General features: G+C 57.2%; 26 protein-coding genes. 18 read left to right on the top strand and 8 right to left on the bottom strand.

What is annotated here, in order from left to right; genetic code table 11:
* Nucleotides 1–15: 15 nt before the first annotated feature.
* A complete protein-coding gene (locus M0P56_RS10940; RefSeq protein ID WP_291510065.1) occupies nucleotides 16–363 on the top strand; it encodes an outer membrane protein assembly factor BamE in 348 nt (115 codons plus the stop codon).
* A 3-nt stretch (nucleotides 364–366) separates the two neighbouring features.
* On the opposite strand, the gene M0P56_RS10935 is transcribed toward M0P56_RS10940, so the two are convergent.
* A complete protein-coding gene (locus tag M0P56_RS10935) occupies nucleotides 367–846 on the bottom strand; it encodes a type II toxin-antitoxin system RatA family toxin (RefSeq protein ID WP_291510064.1) in 480 nt (159 codons plus the stop codon).
* A gap of 9 nt (nucleotides 847–855) precedes the next feature.
* Nucleotides 856–2,025: a phosphatidylserine/phosphatidylglycerophosphate/cardiolipin synthase family protein gene (locus M0P56_RS10930; RefSeq protein WP_291510063.1), complete on the bottom strand. Its 1,170-nt coding sequence runs from the start codon at nucleotides 2,023–2,025 to the stop codon at nucleotides 856–858.
* Nucleotides 2,026–2,152: 127 nt separating this feature from the next.
* On the opposite strand from M0P56_RS10930, the gene smpB reads away from it, so the two are divergent.
* Genes smpB through M0P56_RS10910 form a run of 4 tightly spaced genes read left to right on the top strand, consistent with a single transcriptional unit; the run spans nucleotide 2,153 to nucleotide 5,394 of the window.
* Complete coding sequence (gene smpB, locus M0P56_RS10925) at nucleotides 2,153–2,614, top strand: SsrA-binding protein SmpB (protein WP_291510062.1); 462 nt, start codon at nucleotides 2,153–2,155, stop codon at nucleotides 2,612–2,614.
* Nucleotides 2,607–4,277: a glycosyltransferase family 39 protein gene (locus tag M0P56_RS10920; protein ID WP_291510061.1), complete on the top strand. Its 1,671-nt coding sequence runs from the start codon at nucleotides 2,607–2,609 to the stop codon at nucleotides 4,275–4,277. The genes smpB and M0P56_RS10920 overlap by 8 nt, the downstream gene beginning before the upstream one ends.
* Nucleotides 4,274–4,885 carry a thioredoxin fold domain-containing protein gene (locus tag M0P56_RS10915; RefSeq protein WP_291510060.1) on the top strand — a complete coding sequence of 204 codons (612 nt, stop codon included), beginning with the start codon at nucleotides 4,274–4,276 and terminating at the stop codon, nucleotides 4,883–4,885. Before M0P56_RS10920 ends, M0P56_RS10915 begins: the two co-directional genes overlap by 4 nt.
* Entirely contained in the window at nucleotides 4,882–5,394 is a 513-nt protein-coding gene (locus M0P56_RS10910; RefSeq protein WP_291510059.1) for a disulfide bond formation protein B, read from the top strand. The genes M0P56_RS10915 and M0P56_RS10910 overlap by 4 nt, the downstream gene beginning before the upstream one ends.
* Before the next feature lie 39 nt (nucleotides 5,395–5,433).
* On the opposite strand, the gene M0P56_RS10905 is transcribed toward M0P56_RS10910, so the two are convergent.
* Both M0P56_RS10905 and purE read right to left on the bottom strand, forming a co-directional pair.
* On the bottom strand, nucleotides 5,434–6,567 hold the full coding sequence (locus M0P56_RS10905) for a 5-(carboxyamino)imidazole ribonucleotide synthase (protein WP_291510058.1): 1,134 nt from the start codon (nucleotides 6,565–6,567) through the stop codon (nucleotides 5,434–5,436).
* The gene (gene purE / locus M0P56_RS10900; RefSeq protein WP_291510057.1) at nucleotides 6,564–7,061 is read right to left on the bottom strand and encodes a 5-(carboxyamino)imidazole ribonucleotide mutase; all 498 of its coding nucleotides are present in this window, start codon (nucleotides 7,059–7,061) and stop codon (nucleotides 6,564–6,566) included. The genes M0P56_RS10905 and purE overlap by 4 nt, the downstream gene beginning before the upstream one ends.
* A gap of 41 nt (nucleotides 7,062–7,102) precedes the next feature.
* On the opposite strand from purE, the gene trmB reads away from it, so the two are divergent.
* The 5 genes from trmB (at nucleotide 7,103) to M0P56_RS10875 (ending at nucleotide 10,681) form a co-directional block, all read left to right on the top strand.
* A complete protein-coding gene (trmB, locus tag M0P56_RS10895) occupies nucleotides 7,103–7,795 on the top strand; it encodes a tRNA (guanosine(46)-N7)-methyltransferase TrmB (protein ID WP_291510056.1) in 693 nt (230 codons plus the stop codon).
* Nucleotides 7,792–8,493: a Crp/Fnr family transcriptional regulator gene (locus tag M0P56_RS10890; RefSeq protein WP_291510055.1), complete on the top strand. Its 702-nt coding sequence runs from the start codon at nucleotides 7,792–7,794 to the stop codon at nucleotides 8,491–8,493. Before trmB ends, M0P56_RS10890 begins: the two co-directional genes overlap by 4 nt.
* Before the next feature lie 85 nt (nucleotides 8,494–8,578).
* Complete coding sequence (locus M0P56_RS10885) at nucleotides 8,579–8,866, top strand: hypothetical protein (RefSeq protein WP_291510054.1); 288 nt, start codon at nucleotides 8,579–8,581, stop codon at nucleotides 8,864–8,866.
* Between the two features lie 12 nt (nucleotides 8,867–8,878).
* Entirely contained in the window at nucleotides 8,879–9,424 is a 546-nt protein-coding gene (locus tag M0P56_RS10880; RefSeq protein WP_291510053.1) for a hypothetical protein, read from the top strand.
* Nucleotides 9,425–9,547: 123 nt separating this feature from the next.
* Nucleotides 9,548–10,681 carry an FAD-dependent oxidoreductase gene (locus tag M0P56_RS10875; protein WP_291510052.1) on the top strand — a complete coding sequence of 378 codons (1,134 nt, stop codon included), beginning with the start codon at nucleotides 9,548–9,550 and terminating at the stop codon, nucleotides 10,679–10,681.
* Nucleotides 10,682–10,765: 84 nt separating this feature from the next.
* Here M0P56_RS10875 and M0P56_RS10870 read toward each other — a convergent pair whose 3' ends face one another.
* The 3 genes from M0P56_RS10870 to M0P56_RS10860 are packed head-to-tail and all read right to left on the bottom strand — an operon-like array spanning nucleotide 10,766 to nucleotide 14,124.
* On the bottom strand, nucleotides 10,766–11,953 hold the full coding sequence (locus M0P56_RS10870; protein WP_291510051.1) for a glycosyltransferase: 1,188 nt from the start codon (nucleotides 11,951–11,953) through the stop codon (nucleotides 10,766–10,768).
* Complete coding sequence (locus M0P56_RS10865; RefSeq protein WP_291510050.1) at nucleotides 11,935–13,065, bottom strand: PilT/PilU family type 4a pilus ATPase; 1,131 nt, start codon at nucleotides 13,063–13,065, stop codon at nucleotides 11,935–11,937. Before M0P56_RS10865 ends, M0P56_RS10870 begins: the two co-directional genes overlap by 19 nt.
* 9 nt (nucleotides 13,066–13,074) lie before the next feature.
* The gene (locus tag M0P56_RS10860) at nucleotides 13,075–14,124 is read right to left on the bottom strand and encodes a type IV pilus twitching motility protein PilT (RefSeq protein ID WP_366110093.1); all 1,050 of its coding nucleotides are present in this window, start codon (nucleotides 14,122–14,124) and stop codon (nucleotides 13,075–13,077) included.
* 101 nt (nucleotides 14,125–14,225) lie between these two features.
* On the opposite strand from M0P56_RS10860, the gene M0P56_RS10855 reads away from it, so the two are divergent.
* The 6 genes from M0P56_RS10855 to M0P56_RS10830 are packed head-to-tail and all read left to right on the top strand — an operon-like array spanning nucleotide 14,226 to nucleotide 17,608.
* Complete coding sequence (locus M0P56_RS10855; RefSeq protein WP_291510048.1) at nucleotides 14,226–14,897, top strand: YggS family pyridoxal phosphate-dependent enzyme; 672 nt, start codon at nucleotides 14,226–14,228, stop codon at nucleotides 14,895–14,897.
* Nucleotides 14,894–15,721 carry a pyrroline-5-carboxylate reductase gene (gene proC / locus M0P56_RS10850; RefSeq protein WP_291510047.1) on the top strand — a complete coding sequence of 276 codons (828 nt, stop codon included), beginning with the start codon at nucleotides 14,894–14,896 and terminating at the stop codon, nucleotides 15,719–15,721. Before M0P56_RS10855 ends, proC begins: the two co-directional genes overlap by 4 nt.
* Entirely contained in the window at nucleotides 15,718–15,996 is a 279-nt protein-coding gene (locus tag M0P56_RS10845; RefSeq protein ID WP_291510046.1) for a YggT family protein, read from the top strand. The genes proC and M0P56_RS10845 overlap by 4 nt, the downstream gene beginning before the upstream one ends.
* A gap of 23 nt (nucleotides 15,997–16,019) precedes the next feature.
* On the top strand, nucleotides 16,020–16,367 hold the full coding sequence (locus M0P56_RS10840; RefSeq protein WP_291510045.1) for a DUF167 domain-containing protein: 348 nt from the start codon (nucleotides 16,020–16,022) through the stop codon (nucleotides 16,365–16,367).
* Nucleotides 16,367–17,329 carry a biotin synthase BioB gene (gene bioB / locus M0P56_RS10835; protein WP_291510044.1) on the top strand — a complete coding sequence of 321 codons (963 nt, stop codon included), beginning with the start codon at nucleotides 16,367–16,369 and terminating at the stop codon, nucleotides 17,327–17,329. The genes M0P56_RS10840 and bioB overlap by 1 nt, the downstream gene beginning before the upstream one ends.
* A gap of 36 nt (nucleotides 17,330–17,365) precedes the next feature.
* A complete protein-coding gene (locus M0P56_RS10830) occupies nucleotides 17,366–17,608 on the top strand; it encodes a cation-transporting P-type ATPase (protein ID WP_291510043.1) in 243 nt (80 codons plus the stop codon).
* Between the two features lie 231 nt (nucleotides 17,609–17,839).
* On the opposite strand, the gene M0P56_RS10825 is transcribed toward M0P56_RS10830, so the two are convergent.
* Nucleotides 17,840–18,721 carry a LysR family transcriptional regulator gene (locus M0P56_RS10825; RefSeq protein ID WP_291510042.1) on the bottom strand — a complete coding sequence of 294 codons (882 nt, stop codon included), beginning with the start codon at nucleotides 18,719–18,721 and terminating at the stop codon, nucleotides 17,840–17,842.
* Nucleotides 18,722–18,812: 91 nt separating this feature from the next.
* Between M0P56_RS10825 and M0P56_RS10820 the strand changes: the two genes are divergently transcribed.
* Complete coding sequence (locus M0P56_RS10820) at nucleotides 18,813–20,660, top strand: chloride channel protein (protein ID WP_291510041.1); 1,848 nt, start codon at nucleotides 18,813–18,815, stop codon at nucleotides 20,658–20,660.
* A gap of 13 nt (nucleotides 20,661–20,673) precedes the next feature.
* Nucleotides 20,674–22,059, top strand: coding sequence for a chloride channel protein (locus M0P56_RS10815; protein WP_291510040.1), 1,386 nt, complete (start codon nucleotides 20,674–20,676; stop codon nucleotides 22,057–22,059).
* Nucleotides 22,060–22,336 lie beyond the last annotated feature (277 nt).

Genomic DNA, 22,336 nt, shown 5'->3' with positions numbered 1-22,336 from the left:
CCTAAGACAAGGACTATGAGAAGCTTCCGCCTAATTACCCTGCTTACTTTCTGTGCCCTGCTGCTCGGCGCCTGTAGTATTTATCGCGTCGATGTACAGCAAGGCAACGCCATCACCGCCAAAGAACTGGCCGAACTGCACCCCGGCATGGATGAACTGCAGGTACGTACTATTCTCGGCTCACCGCTCCTGCAGGATCCCTGGCATCCGCATCAGTGGGTTTACGCCTACAGCTTCAAGCCAGCCTATGGCGCCACAGAGGTGCGCAAGGTTCGGATACTTTTTGATAAAGATGGGAAGCTGATCAGTGTACAAGGAGATATACATAGCACAGTCCCACCAACAGCGGCCACCGCCTCTTAAAGGCTAGCCGGACTGCGCCCCCCCGTCCGGCTTTTGTGCCCCTAACACGCTCGGCTGCCCATAAACAGCCCGCGCACGCTGGGCAAAGCGTTGCACCATCGTTTCTGCCGCATGCTTGAATATCGGCTCCAGAAAGGCACCCATCAACCGTGAAGCGAACTCAAAGCGCATGTCCAGCGTTACCTTGGTGCCTCTCGCGTCCGGCTCCAATTGCCAGAGCCCTTCCAGAAAACGGAAGGGACCATTCACCAGCCGCACCTCTGCCAGCTTTGGCCGCTGATAACGATTTTTCGTGGTGAAAGATTTGCCGAAAGCGCCGTGGGAGATAGTGATCTCTGCGACCACTTCTTCATCTTTCGACTGGATGATCCGGGTCCGTCCACACCAGGGTAAAAACTGCGGATAGGCACGAATATCCTCTACCAGGGCAAAAATTTGCGCAGCACTGTAGGGCAGTACGGCGGTTTTGCAAATATGATGCATGAAACCCTCTCAATAACGGCGCTGACCCAGTGCATGCGCCTGCACCCAACGATCCAGTTGCGCCCAAAACCATTCGATGATTCGTCGCCAACGGGGGCGCCTGCGCCAAGGCTCCGGGTCAATTTCCCGGGCCTGGTCGAACTCTCGTAAAAACAAGGTGCGCAGCAAAAGGGCGGCAAGCGGCGCGCGTAATTCCAAATTGAGCTCATGATTAAACCACAAACTCAGAAAATCAAGATTAGCGGAGCCGATCGACGCCCAGAAACCATCCACCAGCATATATTTCGCATGTAGAAAGGCGCCTTCATATTCGTAAACATGCACCCCCCTGCGCATCAGTTTTTGATAATACGCCTGAATCCCGAATCGCAAAAGTGGATGGTCGGTGATCCGGCCAGCTAGCAGGAGCCGGACATCCACACCGCGCTGCACGGCACGATAGATGGCGCGCAGAAGGATCGGATCTGGATTAAAGTAGGGGGTGGCAATCCAGATACTCTGACGCGCAGCATGGATGGCCGCGAGCAGACGGCGGCGTACGGCGAGACTTCCCGGTGGCGCGCCCTCTAAAAACCGCCCGTGCCCCCACCATAGGGCATCGGTTGGAAGAAACGTCCCCCTGCCCAATGATGGAAGGGACTCCGGGCGGTGACGAAAAAAAATCTGGCGGCACTGTTCTGCCAAATTGCCGCGACAGGCAAAGAGCATCTCGCGATAGGGCATGGTGCCCGGCACGCCGGTGAGCCAGTCATCAGCGATTGCAAAGCCACCCACTGCAGCCCACTGGCCATCCACCACGACGACACGCCGATGACTGCGTCGTAGCCTTTTTTCTAGCCCTTTGAGTTGCAAGCGGTGATACCAGTGTAAATGGGCACCAGCGGCACGCAACTCAGTCGCCCAGCCACTCGGGAAGCTGCGGCTGCCCACGGCATCCAGGGTGATATAGACCTGGACCCCTGCCACCGCTTTATCACAAAGGATACGCAAGACACGCTCAGGCCAATCGCCTTCGGCAAAAATATAGTTCTCAAAGAGAATCTCGGCCCGCGCATCAAGCAGGCACAGTTCCAGCCATTCGATGATAGCCGGCATATCGCTCAGCAGCACGCCTTCGGGAATAGGCTCCCAACGCCTTTGGCGGTGCGGCGCGAAACGTTTTGGCAACGGGTTCGACAAATCTTCAAAGTCCGTAGTGGTACATGCTGGTCACCTTCCACAGGAATACCGGCAAAGTCAATGCCACCTTTCTGCCCTGCCGTCTTTTCCCGTACAATACCCGACTGACCGGCACGGGAGTAGCAGGATGAGCAGCACCATCGCCATCAATCGCGAGGCGAAACACGAATACTTTATCGAAGAGCGCTTTGAGGCTGGCATGGTCTTACAGGGCTGGGAGGTAAAGTCGCTCCGCGCGGGTCGTCTCAACCTTCGAGACAGCTACATCGTCGTCAAAAACGCCGAACTGTGGCTGCTCGGCGCGCACATCAGCCCGCTCCTCACCGCCAGCACCCATATAAACCCAGATCCAACACGCACCCGCAAACTGCTGATGCATCGGGAACAGATCAATCGCATGATCGGCAGCGTGGAGCGCAAGGGTTTTACCATCGTTCCCCTAGCCATGTACTGGAAACAAGGCCGCGCCAAGGTAGAAATCGCACTGGTGAAAGGTAAACAGGAGCACGACAAGCGCGCCACTGCCAAAGAACGAGAGTGGCAGCGGGACAAGGCGCGCATTATGAAGGGCGGAGCGCGGGATGCCTGAACAGCGCCGAGGGACCTTTCTCTTTCAGACGCTGATCCTTTTCCTTTTTGCCTTCTGGCTTTTGGCCTTTCATACCGGGGATGCCAGCCTCTGGGACATTGATGAGCCCAATAATGCCCAGGCCCTGAAAGAAATGATGGTGCACCACAATTTGGTGGTGCCCACTTTCGACGAAGCACTACGTCCCGACAAGCCTATCCTCAACTACTGGCTGATGTGGACCGGGGTGCGCCTGCTGGGGATGAACAGTTGGGGCCTGCGCATTGGATCGGTAGCTATGGGTGCATTATTGGTACTCTATCTGGCCCTGGCCTTACGTCGCCTCTATGGGGAGCAGACGGCTTTGCTGGCGGGATTACTGACCGCCACAGCCCTGCATAGTCAGATCATCTTCCGGGCCGCTGTACCTGATCCGCTGCTCATTCTATTCGTTGCGATCGCCCTGATTTCCTATCTGCGTGGTTATCTCTACCCGGAAGAAGGGCGCCGCGGCGTTCTGGTCGCCTATGGTGCGATGGGATTGGCGACCCTGGCTAAAGGCCCTATCGGCTTCCTCCTGCCGGGGCTTGTCATTGTGATCTTTCTGCTGCTGCGCCGCGACTTGGCAAGCCTCTGGCGCCGAGGACAACCGGTTTTAGGAATTCCTCTGTTCCTCGTCATCACCTTGCCCTGGTACCTGGCCGTAGGCATGGAGACCCACTGGGCCTGGGACCAGTCATTCCTTTATCAGCAGAACGTCTATCGCTACACCGCCGCCATGCAGGGGCATCGCGGCCCGATCTATTACTATCTTTTCACCAGCGCACTGGCGCTGCTGCCCTGGACGATTTTTCTGCCACAGACCTTCGCGGAGCTCTGGCAAAGACGGGCAGCACTCCTGCAAAAAGCGCCCGCCGATGCATTCATGCTGGTCTGGGCGATTACCTGGGTCGCCTTTTTCAGCCTTGGCGCCACCAAACTCCCCAACTACGTCTGGGAGGCCTATCCCGCCCTCTTTATCCTCATCGCAGCGCGCCTTTATGCAGCACTCAATGAGGCGCAGCCCATCAGTCGCCGCGGCGTCATTCTCTCCCTCGCGGCACTATTGTTGATAGGTGTCGCTTTGGCGGTATTGGGCACCTGGTTGGTGCCCGAGCAAATCCCGCCCCTCGGTGATGTGGCTTATCTGGGCGCCCCCTATATCGCTACGGCGTTGCTGGCCCTACTCTTCGCCTGGCGCGGCCTGCTGCTACCGGTTATCAGCAGTTTGGGAGCAGGCGCAGTAGCACTTACCGCTTGTTTAGTGCTCCTGACGGTGCCCGCCTTGGACACCCTAAAGCCCTCCGTGACCATGGGCCGCATGATCCGTGCCGACGAGGGCACACAACCCTATGCCATCGCCACCTGGCGATGGTTCGAACCCAGTTTTCTGTTCTACGGAGGGCGCGGCGCCATGCGGGTACATCAGATGAAAAACCTGCAAGAACTCCCTCGCGTCGTGGCCGATGGTCAGGGTACGGCCTATCTAGCCCTCCCCGCCCACGATATACCCGCTGTACGGGCACAATTATCTAAGGCGCTGCGGGTTCGTGAACTTTACTCGGGTTATGAGCTCTATAGCCGGAAACATATCGCTCTACTACGTATTCAGACATCTTCACACTTGGAGAACAACGCATCATGACGATCATTGGCAGCATTCAATACTTAGCGCGATCCGTGGTGCTCAGTGGAATCATTCTGACCGCGGCCATGGGCAGCGCCTATGCGGCGCAGGCCTCTGCCGATCATGATCTGGACTATTGGCAGGCGCTGAGCCATACCCACTATATCGAAGAAGGCAGTAAGGGGCCAATCATCTATGATTTTCTTGATCCCAACTGCCCCTATTGCCACCAAATTTATACCTGGCTGCAAAACCCCATTGACAATGGACAGTTGCGAGTCCGCTTCATTGTCGTTGGCTTCTTGACCCATAGCAGTAAGGGCAAGGCTTCCGCCATTCTCGCCGCGGCCAATCGGATGACGGCACTTAAACAGACAGAGCTGGGGTTTGCGATGACCAAGGCAGGTCCTGAAGGCGGTATCGATCCTGCCAGCGCTACGGTAATCGCCAAAATGCAGGATCGTCTGCGCTTCAACAAATCCCGGCTCGAGGGTAAAGAATTTGAGATTCAGGGAGCCCCTGTCGCCAGCGTACCCTTTCTGGTCTACCGCAACGGCAAAACAATCCATTACATTTTTGGCTTGCCCGATAACGCGCAATGGCGAGATTTACTCAACGCATCATGAATGCGAAGCATTTATCTTCACTGATCGCCGTACTGGTGGTGCTAGCCGCAATAGGCGCCTTTGCGCTGGTACTCTGGTTACAATTTGCAAGGGACTATGCACCCTGTAGCCTCTGTGTGTATCAGCGCCTGGCCAGTCTCGCGGTGCTGGTGGTCGTCGTGATGGGATTCTTCTGGACGGGCGCAACGCGGCGCGGGTTATGGATGCTGGCCAGTGCCTATGCACTGGCAGGCGCAGGACTTGCCGGGTGGCAGTGGCATCTCAGCGCGGTAGCAAGCCGCACACCGGAAACATGCACAGCCGTGAATCTCTTTCAGGGCGGGCGCAGCTTCGGGTCTTTGGGCAAGGGCGCCGCCTCGGCCCTCTCTGGACAGGGCTCCTGTGTCGCCGCCGGGGCCCGCACTCTGGCCGGATGGCCTGTCACCCACTGGAGCCTGGTCTTCTTCCTCGCCTGTGCCATGCTGCTCTGGCTTGCCCAATGGCTTGCCGGACATCAAGGCAAATGTTAGACCCTTGACCGCGGCGCCAAAACGAGGGTCCTGCTCTGTCTAATCCGGCCAACGCCAGTCGCGGCGCAGGGTCTCCAGCACCGCAATAGCCCGGCTGGCATCCGGGGCGAGCGCGTTCACATGCCCCATTTTGCGCCGGGGCCGGGCTTCATTCTTACCGTATAGATACAGCTTGAGCTGTGGATGGCGCAATAGCGCATCCCAGTCTGGGTCGCCACTTTCCCAAAGATCACCCAGCAGATTCATCATCACCACCGGACTGATCAGACGGCTATCCCCGAGAGGCAGGCCGCATACGGCCCTGACCTGTTGGTCAAATTGGCTATGCACACAAGCATCCATGGTGAAATGTCCGCTGTTGTGGGGACGCGGCGCCATCTCGTTCACCAATAGTTGTCCCGCGCTATCCACAAAAAACTCGACAGCCAGCACCCCTACATAATCCAATGCTTCGGCAATACGCGCCGCACTGCGTCGCGCCTGATTCTGAAGCGATTCCGCAGTGCGGGCTGGCACAATACATAAATCAAGGATACCCCGGTGATGGACATTTTCAGCTACTGGATAAAAAACCATCATACCCTCGGCAGTGCGTGCCAAGATAACGGAAATTTCCTGTGCCAGGGCAATGCGTTCTTCCAGCACTGCCTCCCCCCCCCCCAGCGCCGCCCAGGCAACGAGCAGTTCTGCTGCGGATGCAACCTCCACCTGTCCTTTCCCGTCATAACCGAAACGCGCGGTCTTGAGAATGGCCGGGAAGGGTACAGTAGCCGCTGCATCAACCAGATCGGCTGTGCTGCGCAGCAGCGCAAATGGCGCGATAGCCAAATCCAGATCGCGGAAGAAGGCCTTTTCCTGCGCGCGGTCCTGAGCAATAGCCATCGCCCTGGCGCCTGGCCGCATGGGTATCACCTGCGCTATGCGCTCCAAGGAGCCCAGCGGAACATTCTCAAACTCTGTGGTAACCGCCGCGCACCTAACGGTCATCTCCTGTAAAGCGGCAGTATCCTCATAAGCCGCACAGAGATGCCGGTCCGCCACCACCGCGGCCGGACAACATGGATCGGGATCCAGCACCCAGACGCCATAACCCATGCGCCTGGCGGCCAGGGTGAACATCTGTCCGAGCTGTCCGCCGCCCAGTATCCCCAGCGTAGCACCAGGCAAAATCAAAGAGTAACCTCCGGCAATGTCATGGCCATCACCGCGGCCTCCTGCCGTGCCCGAAAATCCCGCAAGCGCCGGGCCAGCGCCGCATCTGCACCGGCCAGCATGGCGGCGGCAAACAGACCGGCATTGGCCGCGCCCGCTGTGCCAATGGCAAAGGTCGCCACCGGCACCCCCTTGGGCATCTGCACGATAGACAGCAGGGAATCCATGCCTTGGAGATGCCTGGAGGGCACTGGCACGCCCAGCACCGGCACAATGGTCTTGGCCGCCAGCATGCCAGGCAGGTGCGCTGCGCCGCCAGCGCCAGCGATGAGGCAGCGCAGCCCCCGCTGCACAGCATTAGCCGCATATTCAAAAAGAAGATCGGGCGTGCGATGTGCGGACACGACACGCTGTTCGTAAGGAATGGCCAACGCCTGCAACTGTTCTACTGCGGCGCGCATCACTTCCCAGTCGCTCTCGCTGCCCATTACCACACCCACTACCGGATGTTCCATGCCCGCCCTCCTCTCTAGGCCCTAGCGCCAAACGGGTTATAATGCCTGTCATGGATGAAGCCCTCAAGACCAGTCATCGCCCTATCCGCAGCTTTGTGCTGCGCCAGGGCCGCATTACCGCTGCTCAGATGCGCGCCGTTGCGGAACATTTACCGGCTTGGCGGATAGATGCCCATGCCGTCTGGCGGGATCCTTGGAATGGCCAAAGGCCGCTATTGCTGGAAATCGGTTTTGGAAATGGCGAACATCTTGCCGCCATCGCTGCGCAACGGGCCGGTTGGGGCTGCATCGGGGCGGAGGTACACACACCCGGCGTGGGATCCCTGCTGCTACAACTGCGGGAGGCCGGGACCGACAATGTCCGCATTGTCCATGATGATGTCGTCACCTGGCTACGGGCGCTGCCCGAAGCCCTGCTGCAGTGCATCGTCATCCAGTTTCCTGATCCATGGCCCAAAAAACGACAGCAAAAACGCCGTCTGATCCAGCCGGACTTCGCTGCATTGCTTTGCCGCTTGCTGCAGACCGGTGGCGAACTGCAGTTGGCCACCGACTGGGCGGATTATGCCGGGCAGATGCTCGCGGTGCTCAACGCCACCCCAGGCCTGCAGAATGCCAATCCAGATAATGGCTATGTCTCCCGTCCTGACAGCCGCATATTGACCCGATTTGAGCGGCGCGGGCAAGGACTGGGGCATGCGGTTTATGACCTCTGCTATCGACGCATCCCGTGACTACCAAACACTCGGACTGTGTGCGTTGCCTCATGCGCGGGCGCAGCATTTTTGCCGGGCTGAGCAGGGAAGAAGTTTGCGAACTTGGTATGAACGTCCAGGATATCCATGTCCCGGCGGGAACGGCGCTCTATCACGAGGGCGCCCCTGCGCAACATGCCTATACGCTTCGTCAAGGCGGCATCAAGCTGGTCAAGAACCCGCCCAATGGTCACGCGCAGATCGTTCGCCTGCTCCGCCATGGCGACCTCCTGGGTTTTGAAGGACTGCGCACCGATTGGCATCATCATAGTGCCATTACCCTGACCGGAACTGATCTCTGCCGTCTGGAACTGAAGGCGCTGGATGCGCTTTCCCAGCGACTCCCGGCGGTGCGTGAAGCTATTTTCGCGCGCTGGCAGCAAGCCCTACAGGAAGCCGAGGACCGCATCGTCGAACTAGGCGCGAAAAAGGCCGATGCCCGGCTGGCTACTTTCCTCTGTCAATGGGTCGGCGCCTATCCACAACAACGTGCGGCGCCCTTCCCTCTCACCCGCCAGGACCTGGGGGAATTTCTCGGCCTTTCTACTGAGCACGTCAGCCGTATCATGGCCGACCTGAAACGCCAGGGGCTACTTCACGAACACCAGGGGCAAATCGAGATTCCTGATCCACGAAAGCTGCTTCTGCACACGAGCAGTGACGACACCCGCACCTGATCCTCCGCACCCTGATAGCCAACCAGATTTGTCCACTTTGACAATTGTCAATGCAGGCACATTTGCTGCGTCTTATGGTGGGACCATGCGTATCTCAGAACACCAGTTGGGCTCCAACACCATTGTCGACATGGGGGCAACACAGGTCGTGATCAGCCACAAAGCTACCGTACCCTGTGCAGAAGTGCTCGTGGATGATGATGATTTTTCGTGCTCGGTGAAAAACGTCACTCGGGTCATTAACACGCTCGGCCACACTCAGGGCTCCCCTAACTGGGGAAAGGAGTCGCAACGAGACGAGAACCGCTGCGCTAGCGGAGGACGATTTACAACAGACGGGATCTTTCCTGCCGACGTAATTCAGGTATATTGAGGAGTACTTAGAATGAACAAACAAAATGCCTTGCAAGGGCCGCCGACAGGTTTGAGACGTGGCGGCATGAATCTCGCTGACGAAGAAGCGACGGAACAGCGGATGCTGGCAGGCACCGGGAATACAGACAAAAGGGCACGTCATCAGCACGATCAGGAGGTCTTTCATACCCTGCTTCGTCATCACGACCAGATTCAACGTGAATTGACCCGGCTTTCCAATGGAATCCGTTCGCTGACCTCTTCTACCAACCCGGAGATCGTCCGACTGCTGCACGACCATGTGCCGGCCATGCACCATCGGCTGGAAGAAAACTTTGGATTGCGTTTCTGGGATCCGGCCTTTCCCGAAATTTTCACGCAACGCGAAAAAGTACGGATGGAAGTGACCTTGGTACCCAACGGTGTCCTTGTAGAAGAGACCAGCGAGGATCCCAACGTCGTGACCCTCGTCCAGGCCCATGGCACCGTCGTCAGCCTCTTCGTGCAACGCGGCTTTGCCCAGGCCCAGGAGGTCAGCCCCTTACCAGACAACTATCAGCGTGTACTGGGTGGCTGAGCCGTCTGCCGGAGGCGTAACAAAGTCCGGCCTGCCGGGCGCCCTGTTACGCGGATGCAGTATACTGTGTGGACGGGGCTGATTGCGGCCTCCTTCCAGTTTTTTGACTCTGAGGAATAGCACATGACCCAAGTGACCATTATCGGTGCGGGATTCGGCGGGCTGACAGCCGTCCGCCATCTGCGCCGCCAGATGCCTGATGCGGAAATCACCGTCATTGCACCCAAGGCTGAGTTTATTTACTACCCCAGCTTGATTTGGATTCCCACCGGGTTGCGACAGGGCGGTAGCCTGCGGATTCAGCTGGACAATTTTTTTCGGCGTCGACGGGTACAATTCCATCCGGGCCGCGTCACCGGCCTGCGCGATAGCGGCCGTACGGTCATCACCGACCAGGGCGAAGTGCAGAACGACGCGCTCATCATCGCCAGCGGCGGGCGCAGTATCCGTAAATTACCGGGTATTGAGCACAGTTTCGCCATCTGCGACGGTATCGACGCCGCCGAAAACATCCGGGACCGCCTGGCGCTGATGGACAAGGGCACCATTGCCTTCGGCTTCGCTGGCAATCCCCTGGAGCCGACCGCCGTGCGCGGCGGCCCAGTGTTTGAACTGCTTTTCGGGATCGACACCCATCTGCGACGTATCGGCAAACGTGAACAAATCGAACTGGTGTTTTTTAATCCGATGAAGGAGCCGGGCAACCGCCTGGGTCCCAAGGCAGTTGAGGGATTGCTCGCGGAGATGGAGCGACGTAGCATTCGCACCCATCTCGGTCATAAAATCAGTGGCTTCGCAGCCGACAGAGTGATGACTGAGGGGGGGGATATTCCTGCTGATCTGATTCTGTTCATGCCCGGCATGACTGGCCCCGACTGGGCAGCCGCCAGCGGTCTGCCGCTCTCCGCTGGTGGCTTTTTCCAATCTGATCTGCACTGCGCCGTTCCAAAGCATCCAGGCGTCTTTATCGTCGGCGATGCGGGATCCTACGCGGGCAGCCCGGACTGGCTACCTAAGCAGGGCCATACGGCGGACCTTCAGGCAGAGGCCGCCGTGCATAATCTGCTCCTGCACCTGCACCTGCAAGGGAAAATCGCAGACAAGCCTTTCCGCAGCGAATTGGTCTGCATCGTCGATGCCCTGGACAGGGGTATCATGGTGTATCGCAGCCCGAAACAGGCCAGCGTCTTAGCCAATCCACTCTGGCATGCGGCCAAAGTCGTCTTCGAGTGGCGCTATCTGCTGCATTATCGTTGAACACGTCCCATCCCGGGATCGCGACCGCAAGGTCGGGGCACAGGGGTGATCAACCCGCTCCTCAAATGATGAGGCGCTGTGCGTTCACTGCTCCTCTCCAGGCGAACTGTAATGCCGTCCCTTCCATGCACCGCCCCGGCCACTATAATGACGGCGGGCAGAATCCAGCGTCATGAGCGTATAGAGCAGGGCCGCAACGGGCAGGCTGAACGCCCAGAACGGGTCCAGCCTATAAAGACGCAAGGTGGGCAGATAGGCCGTCAACATCAGCAGGCAAGCGAGCAGCACTGGCAACACCAGCCAGATATTTTCCGTCCAAAGGCCGAACAGCAGCCCCCCTACCGGCCAAGCATAAAGAAAAATCATCCCTAATATCGCCCCGAGCAGGCGCCAGAGGCTGAACCGCAGTTGCACGTAAGCGGAGCGGGCTACCATCCGCCATATTTCGCCAAGCCGCTGATAGTCCCGCAGACTATGGCTCTCGGTTCCCAAACCCAGCCAGATCGCTCCGTGGGGCTTCAGTAGGGCCGCTAACGTGCAGTCATCTATGCGTGCCGCACGCATAGCAGCGAAACCGCCCGCCTTTTCGAGAATCTCCCGACGCAGCAGCATACAGCCCCCGGCAGCGCCAGCCAGCGCCCGGCGCGGGTTATTGACCCAGGGAAAGGGATACAGCATCTGAAAGAAAAAAATGAAAGGCGGAATCAGAAGACGTTCCCAAAAACTATGGCAGGAGAGCATCACCATCAAAGAAACCAGTGACCGGTCTTTGTCCTCTATCTGGGTGACGAGGCGTTGCAAAACACCCGGCTCGTGAACAATATCTCCGTCGGTGAACCAGAGCAGTGGCACCAGACCCGCCGCAGCCACCCCCTGGGCCATGGCCCAGACTTTGCCCGCCCAGTTTTCCGGCAATGGCGCACCGCTCAGCACCTCTAGACGGGAAGCAGCATCCACTCGATGTGCCGCTTCTCGCGCACACTCTGCGGTGCCGTCGCTGCTCTGGTCGTCCACCACGATGACGCGCAGCACACCGGGGTAATCCTGCCTAAAAAGAGCCGTTACGCAATCACCAATCCCCTCTGCTTCATTGCGCGCAGGCACCACGGCAGTCACTTCCGGCCAGGTTCGCTGCGCGCCATATGCTCCGAGGGAAAGACGCTGATCTGCCCGCCAAAAGCCCCCCCGCCCAAAGACCAGTATCAGCCAGGCCAACAAGGCTAACCATGCGGCCGGCAGAGTCCACCAGCCACTCAAGACTGAATGCGCCACTGTCCTTCGGTAGATGTACTGGAACCGGGGTCTTCCAGGCCACGCCGCATGCAGGCCTGCTTGATGGCAAGGCGCAGATCATTCTGCGAATCGGCCCCACGCAGGGCATCCTCATATTCCACCAACCCATCCATAAACAGGTGCAGCAGGCTCTGATCAAAAGTCTGCATACCGACATCATTCGTCCGTGCCATGGCGTCTTTCAGCAAGCCCACTTCACCCTTGTGGATCAAATCGGCAATGGCCGGGGTATTGATCAGCACCTCCATCGCGGCCACTCGCCCGCCCTGCCCCTTGATCGGCAACAGGCGTTGTGACACCACCGCGCGCAAATTGAGCGAAAGATCCATCAACAACTGCTTTTTGCGATCTTCCGGGAAGAAGTTGATGATACGTTCAATGGCTTGATTCGCATTGTTCGCATGTAAGGTCGACATACACAAATGCCCGGTTTCTGCATACGCCATGGCGTGATCCATGGTATCCCGACTGCGCACTTCGCCGATCAGAATAACGTCTGGTGCCTCACGCAAAGCATTCTCCAGCGCCCGCTCGTAATTCAGGGTATCTATACCCACTTCGCGCTGATTGACGATAGACATCGCATTCTTATGAAGAAATTCGATGGGATCCTCAATCGTGAGGATGTGGCCCGCCGCATTCTGATTGCGATACTGAATCATCGACGCCAGAGAAGTACTTTTACCGGAACCGGTAGCCCCAACAAAGAGCACAAGCCCCCGGGAAGTCATGGCCAAGTCTTTCAGTATGGGCGGTAGCCTGAGCTGTTCCAGGCTAGGAATTTGCGTCTTAATGGCACGCAAGACAAAGCTCAGTTCACCGCGCTGGAAAAAGCCATTGACCCGGAAACGCCCAATCCCAGGCGCGGAAATGGCCATGTTAATTTCTTTTTCCTGCTGGAATTCCTGCAATTGCTCCGTGCCCAGAATTTCTTTCGCCAGATTCAGCACCTGACCCGGCTTCAGCATCTCTGCCCCCAATGAAACCGTCCGCCCGTCAATTTTCATGACCGGCGGCGAACCTACGGTGAGGTAAAGGTCCGAACCGTTTTTTTCCACCATCAAGACCAGCAGATCATCTAGTACCGACATAAATTGTCCTCAGGCCACATTCATAAAGCTGTCTTTGTTCTGTACCCGGCGCAGGGCATCTTCGCGGGTCACTTTGTGGGCACGTACCAGATCGGCAAGACACTGGTCGAGGGTTTGCATGCCCTGATTCTGTCCGGTCTGGATCACCGAGTACATCTGCGCCACCTTATTTTCGCGGATGAGGTTACGGATAGCCGGAGTGGCAATCATAATTTCATGCGCGGGTACTCGGCCTTTGCCATCGGCCGTTTTGAGCAAGGTCTGAGAAATAACTGCGCGCAAGGATTCTGACAACATCGCGCGAACCATATCCTTTTCCCCCCCAGGGAATGAATCGACAATACGGTCAATGGTTTTCGGCGCAGAACTCGTATGCAGCGTCGCAAACACGATATGGCCCGTTTCCGCTGCGGTCAGCGCCAGACGCATGGTCTCTAAGTCACGTAGTTCGCCCACCAGAATGATATCGGGATCCTCACGTAGAGCCGAGCGCAGGGCATTTTCAAAGGAGTGGGTGTTGGCGCCTACCTCGCGCTGGTTGATGAGACACTTCTTGGGGGTATGCAAAAATTCAATGGGATCTTCAATGGTAATAATATGGTCAGCGCGATTCGCATTGATATGATCCACCATCGCCGCCAACGTCGTTGATTTACCTGATCCCGTCGGCCCGGTGACCAGCACCAGTCCGCGCGGTACGTTGATGATCTCTGTAAAAGACTTAGGTGCATTGAGATCTTCCAGACTCAGCACCTTGGCGGGAATCGTCCGGAACGCCGCCGCAGGTCCACGGTCCTGGTTGAAGGCGTTCACCCGAAAACGCGCCACGCCAGGTAACTCATACGCAAAGTCGATTTCCAGCCTTTCCTCATACCCCTTCCGCTGAGAATCATTCATGATGTCGTAGATCATGCCATGTACGGCCTTTCTGTCCTGCGCCTCCACATTGAGAGGGCGAATATCGCCGTTGATCCGCAGCATAGGCGACAAACCCGCCGAAATGTGCGTGTCCGAAGCATTGTTCTTCACCGCGAAGGCGAGCAGTTCTGAAATGTCCATCATGTAGCTCCCAGAATAAACGGCCCGTGATTTTGGACCAAAGGCTATTGAGCGTTACTATAGTCGACCTTGACCATTTCGCCCACGTCTGCCGGAGACCGATGCCCCTCGCCGAACGCTTAGCCCATGTGCAATGGGAAATTGCCGACCGTCCGCCACAATGCCTGCTCGCCGCCAGCAAGCGTGTCGCGCCAGAGACTCTGCGTCGCGCTTATGCACTCGGCCTCCGTCACTTCGGCGAAAACTATCTGCAAGAAGCCCTGGACAAGCAGATGGCGCTAAGAGATCTGGATGGCATCGTCTGGCACTTCATCGGTCGCATCCAGCGCAACAAGACTGCAGCATTAGCCCGGCATTTTGACTGGGTGGAAAGTGTAGACCGTCCACTCATCGCTGAACGACTCAATAACGCACGCGCGGGCATGCTGGCCCCGTTAAACGTGCTTATTGAAGTGGCCATCAGTGGAGAAAACAGCAAAGGAGGTTGCATGCCGGAAGAAGTCCCGGAATTGGCCCTCGCTATTTCCCGATTATCTTGTTTGCGGCTACGCGGCCTGATGGCCCTGGTCCACCCGCAACCGGAACAGGCAGACGCCGACTTCCGGCGGATGGCAGAACTTTTCCTCGCGCTACAGCAGACCCCAATCCATGCCGATCTAGATACCCTCTCCATGGGCACTTCGGCGGATTACCTCCAAGCCCTGCAACACGGCGCCACCGAGATCCGTCTTGGTACCATCCTCTTCGGAGCACGTACCCAGGAGTCCTTATGATACCTCAGAATATCGTCTTCATCGGTGCCGGCAATATGGCACGCGCCCTCATCGCCGGTCTACGGCATCGGGGCGTTGCGGGTAAGCAGATCCAGGTTCATGCCCCCAGCGGCGCGCGCCGTGATGCGCTTGCGGAAGAGTTCGGCATCCGCAGCCTGCCGGCCGAGGCGCAGCATTTGCCGACCAACAGCGTGGTCATCTATGCCGCCAAGCCGAAGCAAATCTCGTCGGTGCTTGCGCTATGGCGCCAAGCCTTTGCCGACGCCGGGGTGCTCTTTCTCTCTGTCGCCGCTGGTATCGGCAGTACGCGCATCGCCACCGAACTGAATGCCGGGAGCGCCATCGTGCGAGGCATGCCCAACACCCCGGCGCAGGTCGGCGCCGGAGCGACCGCTCTTTATGCCCGCGATTCGGTGAACGCTGCACAACGCCAGACTGCCGAAGCTATCATGTCCGCGGTGGGGCAGACTTACTGGCTGAGTGACGAGTCGCTGATGGATGCCGTTACCGCACTCTCTGGAAGCGGCCCCGCCTACGTCCTGCTTTTTTTGGAGGCACTCGAAGATGCAGCCGTGCTGCAGGGCCTGGACCGGCCCATTGCCCGCGCGCTCGCTTTACAAACCGTGCTTGGTACCGCGCAAATGGCCGCTGCCAGCGTGCTCAGCCCAACTGAGTTACGCCATCAGGTCACCAGTCCGGGCGGCACCACGGCAGCAGGTTTGGCCGCATGGGAGGAACATCTGCGGCCACTGGCGCAACGAGCCCTGGCAGCCGCGGCCGAGCGCAGTCGCGCTCTGGGCAGCCCCAAAAAGGATATACCATGACCGAACTAAGCATTATGGCAGCCCGTCTTACCAGCCTTGTCCTGACCCTGCTGTTCTGGGCTATTCTCATTCGCGCCATACTGTCCTGGGTACAACCCGATCCGCGCAACCCCATCGTCCAGTTCCTCGAACGGGTGACCGGCCCCATTCTTTATCCGCTACAGCGGATCATCCCGCCGCTGGGTGGCATTGATCTCAGCCCATTAGTAGCCATGCTGCTCATCGAGTTGATCAAAGGCCTGCTGGTCAACGCCATCCTCAAATTGGGCGGCTAACCCATTTAAGGCAGACTACGACTATGACACCCACAGAAACGCCGCCCCGGTACCTGCGCGTACAGGGTGACGACCTGTATTTACGCGTCCATGTACAGCCGGGTGCCAAGGCCGATACCATCAGCGGATGCCACGGCGATGCCCTCAAAATCCGTCTGCGCGCCCGACCCGTAGACGGCGCTGCTAATACTGCCCTTTCGGCTTTGCTCTGTGCTACCCTGCGCCTTAAAAGGCGGCAAATTACTTTAGTGCAGGGGGAGAGCGCTCGAGACAAAGTGCTTAGGATTAGCGCGGCGCCCATACTCGTTCAGACCCAACTCAGAAAATACGCCGAATCCTCCCACCCACCTGCTCTCAACAGGGAAGACTGATGAATACCACCACACCAACCCAGACCCTTGACGCCATCCTCGAAATCTATGCCCGTCCCTTCAACGATCTGATTTTTGAGGCGCAAAGGGTGCATCGGCTACACTTTGATCCAAACGCTATCCAGTGCTCCACGCTCCTCTCCATCAAAACCGGTGGTTGCTCTGAGGATTGCGGCTACTGTTCACAAAGCGTCCATCACCGGACGGCGCTCAAGGCAGAGGCCCTCATGGACATTGAGCAGGTTCGTGCGGCCGCACAGGAGGCCAAAGCCAACGGCGCCCAACGCCTGTGCATGGGGGCTGCCTGGCGCTCCCCCCACGACAAGGATATCGAAAAAGTCGCCGCCATGATTAGCGTGGTCAAAGAATATGGTCTGGAAAGCTGCGCGACGCTCGGCATGCTTAAACCGGGACAGGCGGAGCGCTTACAGAATGCCGGCCTCGACTACTATAACCACAACCTCGACACCTCACCGGAATTTTATGGCGAAGTCATCCACACCCGCAGTTACCAGGACCGCCTCGATACGCTGGAGGCAGTGCGTGACGCTGGTATTAAGATTTGTAGCGGTGGCATCCTCGGCATGGGTGAATCCCGTCGTGACCGGGCGCGCATGCTGCAAGTGCTGGCGCAACTGCCACAAGCCCCGGAGAGCATTCCCATCAACGCCCTGGTTCCTATCCCTGGCACCCCGCTGGAGACCGCAGAGCCCATCGATGGATTCGAATTTGTACGCACTATTGCCGTCACCCGCATACTCTTTCCTAGCGCCTATGTGCGACTGTCTGCCGGACGCGAGGCCATGCGTGATGAATTGCAGGCGCTCGCCTTCCTGGCCGGTGCCAACAGTATTTTTCTGGGGGATCGTCTGCTGACCACAGGGAATGCCAGCACGGGACACGATCAGGCTTTGTTCAAGCGCTTGGGATTGCATCCCAGTGGGAGCTGTTTTCATGCTTAAACGTGACCGGCCCCGGCAAATCTACGCCTGAGCTCAATGGATAGCATATCTTCGACAGAGACCGATAAAACTCCACCCATAGAACAGACCCTGGCCGATTTGCATACCAGTTCAGCCGGTATGACGGGTAGTGAAGCGCAGCAACGCCTGCAGCAATATGGTGCTAATGCCTTGCAGGAAAAGATAGTCAGTCTCCTCATGCATTTTCTGCATTACTTTTGCGGACCCATAGCCTGGATGGATGCACTGCGCGCCGCTGTCCTGGCCCTCTGTGGGTAAACGTACCGACGCCCAAGTGACGGATTCGTCTGGTCAGATTTGGATCATGACCAAGGGTGCGCCGCAAGTGATCCTTGGGCTTTGCCATTTGCCATTTGCCATTTGCCATTTGCCATTTGCCAACGACTGTACTTCAAGACACGTAGGCCCACATTCAGGCCCTAGCGCAGAAGGGGTATCGTACCCTCGGTGCCGCGCGCATGCCTGCTTCAGGCGATTGGCAGTTATAGATTAATCCATAATATCCAGAAAAACAGACAAGGTACGTGAACGTCTTGCCGAATTTGGAATCGCCATATAACTCTGCCATATCAGCTGCGAGGATATGATAGGCTGAGAAATCAGGTCCCAATCTGGTCTCTGCTCAAACACGGTGCGCGTCATAAAACCTATCCCCAAACCGGCCTTCACCATAGCGCCAACGGACTCCACATCGGCTACTTCAATGAAGTGCGCAGGCAAGATATTCTTTTTTCTGAATGCCTTCTCCAGTATCCTCCGGACTCCGGAAGAAGGCTCACGCCAAACGACGGGAAAAGGTTGCACATCTTTCAGGCTCAGCGCCGATGCCGATGCCAGCGGATGCGTTTTGGGCATGACCGCGATGATTTCGCCTGTCAGCCACGGTTGTATTTCATAACTGTCCGGAAGATGGGGTATATCCATCTCTCCTTCAAAAAAGAAAACGTCCAGCTCGGAAAGGTTGATATGTTCCCAATAGGCCACCCCACTTTTTATGAAGAGATTAACCCCTGGATTTTGCTTCTGAAAGATTTGCAAATATTGTGGTAGTAAATAATTGGCGATAAGGCTGGTAGAAGCGATACGGAGTTCTCCTGATTGCAGGGATTTTTGGCGCATCAGTAAATTCTCGATGTCCTGCAATTTCGCGCGTAATTGCCGGATGTCGGGAATAAGTGCCTGACCTGCCGGAGTCAACTGAATACCTCCACCCTCACGGACATATAAAGGCTCACCGATTTCCCGTGTCAGTTTATGTAGCCGTTCCGAGATGGCTGGCTGTCCCCGCCCCAGGCGTAGCGCGGCTTCGCTGACGCTGCCAGTTTCTGCAACCGCGAGGAGGGTGAGCAACTGCTCGGCATCTATCGTCATCGGGATCTCCGATATTTATTTCAAATAAATCGATTTGATTTGGCGGAAAGTATAGCGTACTTTTTAGAACGTGAATTCCCAGAGTGCGCCGATGGCCAACGATCCTTCCCTACCCGCCAACATGGATACCCTCGTTATGGAGCGCAACGTCAAGGGATGGGCGGGGTTGTTTCGGATGAATCCAGCCTTTCATCTGATTCTGGCGTTCTTTGTGGGTATTGTCGCGGGCCTGGGTGCGGTCGTTTTCCGGCGCCTCATCGGTCTGATGCATAACGCCTTCTTTTTCGGTCAGATTTCCTCACGTTTTGATGATTTGCAGCATTCCGCAGCCAGCGTCTGGGGCTTAGGCATCGTGCTAGTTCCCATTCTCGGCGGGCTCGTGGTGGTCTGGCTTGTCAGAACTTTCGCGCCGGAAGCCAAAGGGCACGGCGTACCTGAAGTGATGGATGCCATTTATTACGGGCGCGGCATTATTCGGCCCGTGGTGGTTCTGGTGAAGGCGCTCGCATCATCTATCAGTATCGGCAGCGGCGGATCGGTAGGACGGGAGGGGCCGATTATTCAGATCGGAGCCGCCTTCGGCTCCAGTCTGGCCCAGTGGTTGCGGTTGCAAGAATGGCAGAGACTGGGACTGATTGCAGCGGGAGCGGGCGCCGGTATTGCTGCGACCTTCAACACACCAGTGGGCGGCATATTGTTTGCGATCGAGCTCATGCTGGTGGAAGTCAGCGCGCGGACCCTTGTTCCGGTCATGATCGCCACCGGTACCGCCGCCTTCGTATCACGCCTATTTCTGGGTAATTATCCATCGTTTATCATCTCTCAACGCATTATCGACCAGACCCTGCACCAAAGCGCCGGTGCCTACGCCGCCTATGTTCTGCTCGGTCTTTTGACGGGCGGAGCCGGCCTGCTGTTCACAAGCAGTCTGTATTGGACCGAGGCTCGCTTCGAGCGCTGGATCAAAAATCCCTACGCACGACATGCTGCGGGCATGCTCGGCGTGGGCGTGGTCATTTACTTCATGATCACCTTTACTGGTCATTACTACGTAGAAGGGGTGGGCTATGCGACGGTTCAGGATGTCCTCGACGGCGTCATTACGCACCCTGGTTTTCTCCTGCTCCTGCTTTTACTGAAGATCCTGACCTTTTCCGTTACGCTGGGTTCCGGAGGGTCGGGCGGTGTGTTCTCTCCCGCGCTGTATGTCGGAGCAGTGCTCGGCGGGCTATATGCCGTCATCGCCAATCATTTGCTGCCGGGAATCGGGGTCAGCATGGCCATCGCGGCCGCCTTGGGGATGGCCGGGATGGTCGCTGCATCTACCGGCGCCGCCGTTACCGGTGCCGTGATGATTTTTGAAATGACCAGCGACTATCATATTATTATTCCCTTGATTATCGTCGCATCACTGGCCTTTGGGGTCCGTCGACTGATGACAAGGGAGACGATTTACACGCGCAAACTGATCCGCCGTGGTCATTTTATCCCTGAGGCACGGCACAGCAACCTCTACCTGATGCGTCCGGCTGGAGAGTTCATTGAAACCCCGCTGATCCGGGTGAAGGGTAGCCGGACGCTGGCCGATATCGCGGTGCTGCTCCATCGCGGCCGTGAAATACCGCACATCCTGGTCGTCGAAGGGACGCAACCCCGTGCGGTACTGACCGCCCCGCGCGTATGTGAGTTGCTGCGACACCGACAAACCTCGACCGCCATAGAAAATTTCGCCAGCGCGGATTGGTTTAGTGTTCCTGTGGATTACCAAATACATGACTTGGTCGCCCGATTCCGTGCCACCCATCAGGAATGCGCGCTACTCTGCCGGATCGACCCCCCGGAACATCACGAAGATGTTATAGCTATTGTGACGATTGCGGATGTGCTGGCCTATACCTCCCTGCCCATGCGCTTGCTACGCCCTCACCCGGCGCAATGACAGGGGTACTCTGATGGAACTTTCCGCATGGTCTCATCGCAGTTTGGAGCCGCATCACGAAGGTCCGGGTTTGATTCTGCTGGGTGCCGGAGTGGGTTTATTGACCGGGTTGGGTGCCGTACTTTTCCATTATCTGATTGCCGGCATTCATAATGCAGCGATTTTAGGCGCTTTGGGTATTGCGCAAAACGCACGGGAACATACTCCCGTATCCCCGTGGGGCGCATGGATTATTCTTGTGCCGGTGATCGGCGCCCTGCTGGTAACCGTGCTGGTGCGCAACTTTGCACCGGAGGCGCAGGGTGCCGGAGTCAGCCAGGTACTACGTGCGGTGCATGCCGACCGGGGCCATATGCGGCCGGTGATTGCGATCATGCGACCGATGGCGACAGCCATCACCATTGGCACGGGTGGCTCTGCTGGCCGCGAGGGTCCAGCCATGCAGTTCGGTGCCGCTATCGGTGCCCTGGTAGGGCATCTTTTTCGAGTGCCGGATCACCGACGCATCCATTTGTTGGGTTGTGGCGTTGGTGCCGGTATCGCCGCCGTCTTCAATGCGCCTCTGGGTGGGTGGTTTCTAGCCATGGAAGTGATCGTGCCCGACTGGCGGCCCTGGACCGTCCTGTCCACACTCGTGGCAACGGCCTCTGCCAGTTGGGTGACGCAGAAGGTTTTCGGGAGCGCCCACCTCTTCGCGCATGCCAGCATCACCCATTGGAATGGCAGCTTCATGTTACCGACCGTTGCCGTGCTGGGCAGTTTCATGGCGCCGATAAGCATCGGTTTTATCCGGCTGATGGATGGTGTTGACGCCTATAGTCGGCAACTACTGCAAAATCCTTACACAAGACACATGTCCGGCATGCTGCTGGTCGGTATGCTGATTTATCTGACTGATCGTCTGACGGGCCATTACTATTTGATCGGCGGCAGCTATGCGGGGATATCCGACGTACTGATCCAGCAGATTCGCTGGCCACTACTCCTACTGATTCTGCTGGTCCTGAAGGCGGTGGCTACCAGTTTGACCATTGGTACCGGTGGTTCCGGGGGAATTTTCTCGCCTTCCCTATTTATGGGGGCTGCACTTGGCAGTTGTTTGGGAATGCTCCTGGAACCCATTATCGGTGCCCCGCATCTGGCGTCCCTGTTCGCGCTGTGTGGAATGGCCGGTATGGTGGCGGCCACCACGGGTGCGTTGCTCAGTGCGCCGGTGATGGTAGTGGAATTGACCGGAAACTACCATATTCTGTTGCCGACCATGGTGACTGCCCTGACCGCTTTCGCCGTACGTCGTGTGTTTTTGCAGGACAGCATCTATACCTTACCATTGCACCGCGAAGGGCTACCCGTGCCTGAAAACCATTATATCGTCGAAGAGAAAATGGATGACAAATGATCTGCACTTTCCATACACCCCAACCCCATTTTTTGAAATGAGGTAGCCGTTTGAGATGATGGGGGAGAGCCAACAAGATCATATCTTGTCCATAGACTGCAATGGCGCCTAAATGATAAGGTAACTAACAATGACATACCGCTACACTGACTATATCTTTTTGTTTTATATATTTTTTTACATTGGTACTCTGGTGCAATATCTAGTGGGTCTCCATATCCGCACAAAAGTGCGGCATGGTTTTCAAGAACAAAAAATACTGAAGCGCTTCATGCTC

It is taken from the genome of Acidithiobacillus sp., assembly GCF_023229925.1.
In the GTDB taxonomy this organism is placed as follows: Bacteria; Pseudomonadota; Gammaproteobacteria; order Acidithiobacillales; family Acidithiobacillaceae; genus Acidithiobacillus.
Note: the sequence above shows the minus strand (reverse complement) of the source record. Positions and strands in the feature narration are given on the sequence as shown.

Coding starts and splice junctions, on each gene's coding strand:
- M0P56_RS10940 (WP_291510065.1), top strand. CDS start 16: ATGAGAAGCTTCCGCCTAATTACCCTGCTTACTTTCTGTGCCCTGCTG.
- M0P56_RS10935 (WP_291510064.1), bottom strand. CDS start 846: ATGCATCATATTTGCAAAACCGCCGTACTGCCCTACAGTGCTGCGCAA.
- smpB (WP_291510062.1), top strand. CDS start 2,153: ATGAGCAGCACCATCGCCATCAATCGCGAGGCGAAACACGAATACTTT.
- M0P56_RS10920 (WP_291510061.1), top strand. CDS start 2,607: ATGCCTGAACAGCGCCGAGGGACCTTTCTCTTTCAGACGCTGATCCTT.
- M0P56_RS10915 (WP_291510060.1), top strand. CDS start 4,274: ATGACGATCATTGGCAGCATTCAATACTTAGCGCGATCCGTGGTGCTC.
- M0P56_RS10910 (WP_291510059.1), top strand. CDS start 4,882: ATGAATGCGAAGCATTTATCTTCACTGATCGCCGTACTGGTGGTGCTA.
- purE (WP_291510057.1), bottom strand. CDS start 7,061: ATGGAACATCCGGTAGTGGGTGTGGTAATGGGCAGCGAGAGCGACTGG.
- trmB (WP_291510056.1), top strand. CDS start 7,103: ATGCCTGTCATGGATGAAGCCCTCAAGACCAGTCATCGCCCTATCCGC.
- M0P56_RS10885 (WP_291510054.1), top strand. CDS start 8,579: ATGCGTATCTCAGAACACCAGTTGGGCTCCAACACCATTGTCGACATG.
- M0P56_RS10880 (WP_291510053.1), top strand. CDS start 8,879: ATGAACAAACAAAATGCCTTGCAAGGGCCGCCGACAGGTTTGAGACGT.
- M0P56_RS10875 (WP_291510052.1), top strand. CDS start 9,548: ATGACCCAAGTGACCATTATCGGTGCGGGATTCGGCGGGCTGACAGCC.
- M0P56_RS10865 (WP_291510050.1), bottom strand. CDS start 13,065: ATGTCGGTACTAGATGATCTGCTGGTCTTGATGGTGGAAAAAAACGGT.
- M0P56_RS10860 (WP_366110093.1), bottom strand. CDS start 14,124: ATGGACATTTCAGAACTGCTCGCCTTCGCGGTGAAGAACAATGCTTCG.
- M0P56_RS10855 (WP_291510048.1), top strand. CDS start 14,226: ATGCCCCTCGCCGAACGCTTAGCCCATGTGCAATGGGAAATTGCCGAC.
- proC (WP_291510047.1), top strand. CDS start 14,894: ATGATACCTCAGAATATCGTCTTCATCGGTGCCGGCAATATGGCACGC.
- M0P56_RS10845 (WP_291510046.1), top strand. CDS start 15,718: ATGACCGAACTAAGCATTATGGCAGCCCGTCTTACCAGCCTTGTCCTG.
- M0P56_RS10840 (WP_291510045.1), top strand. CDS start 16,020: ATGACACCCACAGAAACGCCGCCCCGGTACCTGCGCGTACAGGGTGAC.
- bioB (WP_291510044.1), top strand. CDS start 16,367: ATGAATACCACCACACCAACCCAGACCCTTGACGCCATCCTCGAAATC.
- M0P56_RS10830 (WP_291510043.1), top strand. CDS start 17,366: ATGGATAGCATATCTTCGACAGAGACCGATAAAACTCCACCCATAGAA.
- M0P56_RS10825 (WP_291510042.1), bottom strand. CDS start 18,721: ATGACGATAGATGCCGAGCAGTTGCTCACCCTCCTCGCGGTTGCAGAA.
- M0P56_RS10820 (WP_291510041.1), top strand. CDS start 18,813: ATGGCCAACGATCCTTCCCTACCCGCCAACATGGATACCCTCGTTATG.
- M0P56_RS10815 (WP_291510040.1), top strand. CDS start 20,674: ATGGAACTTTCCGCATGGTCTCATCGCAGTTTGGAGCCGCATCACGAA.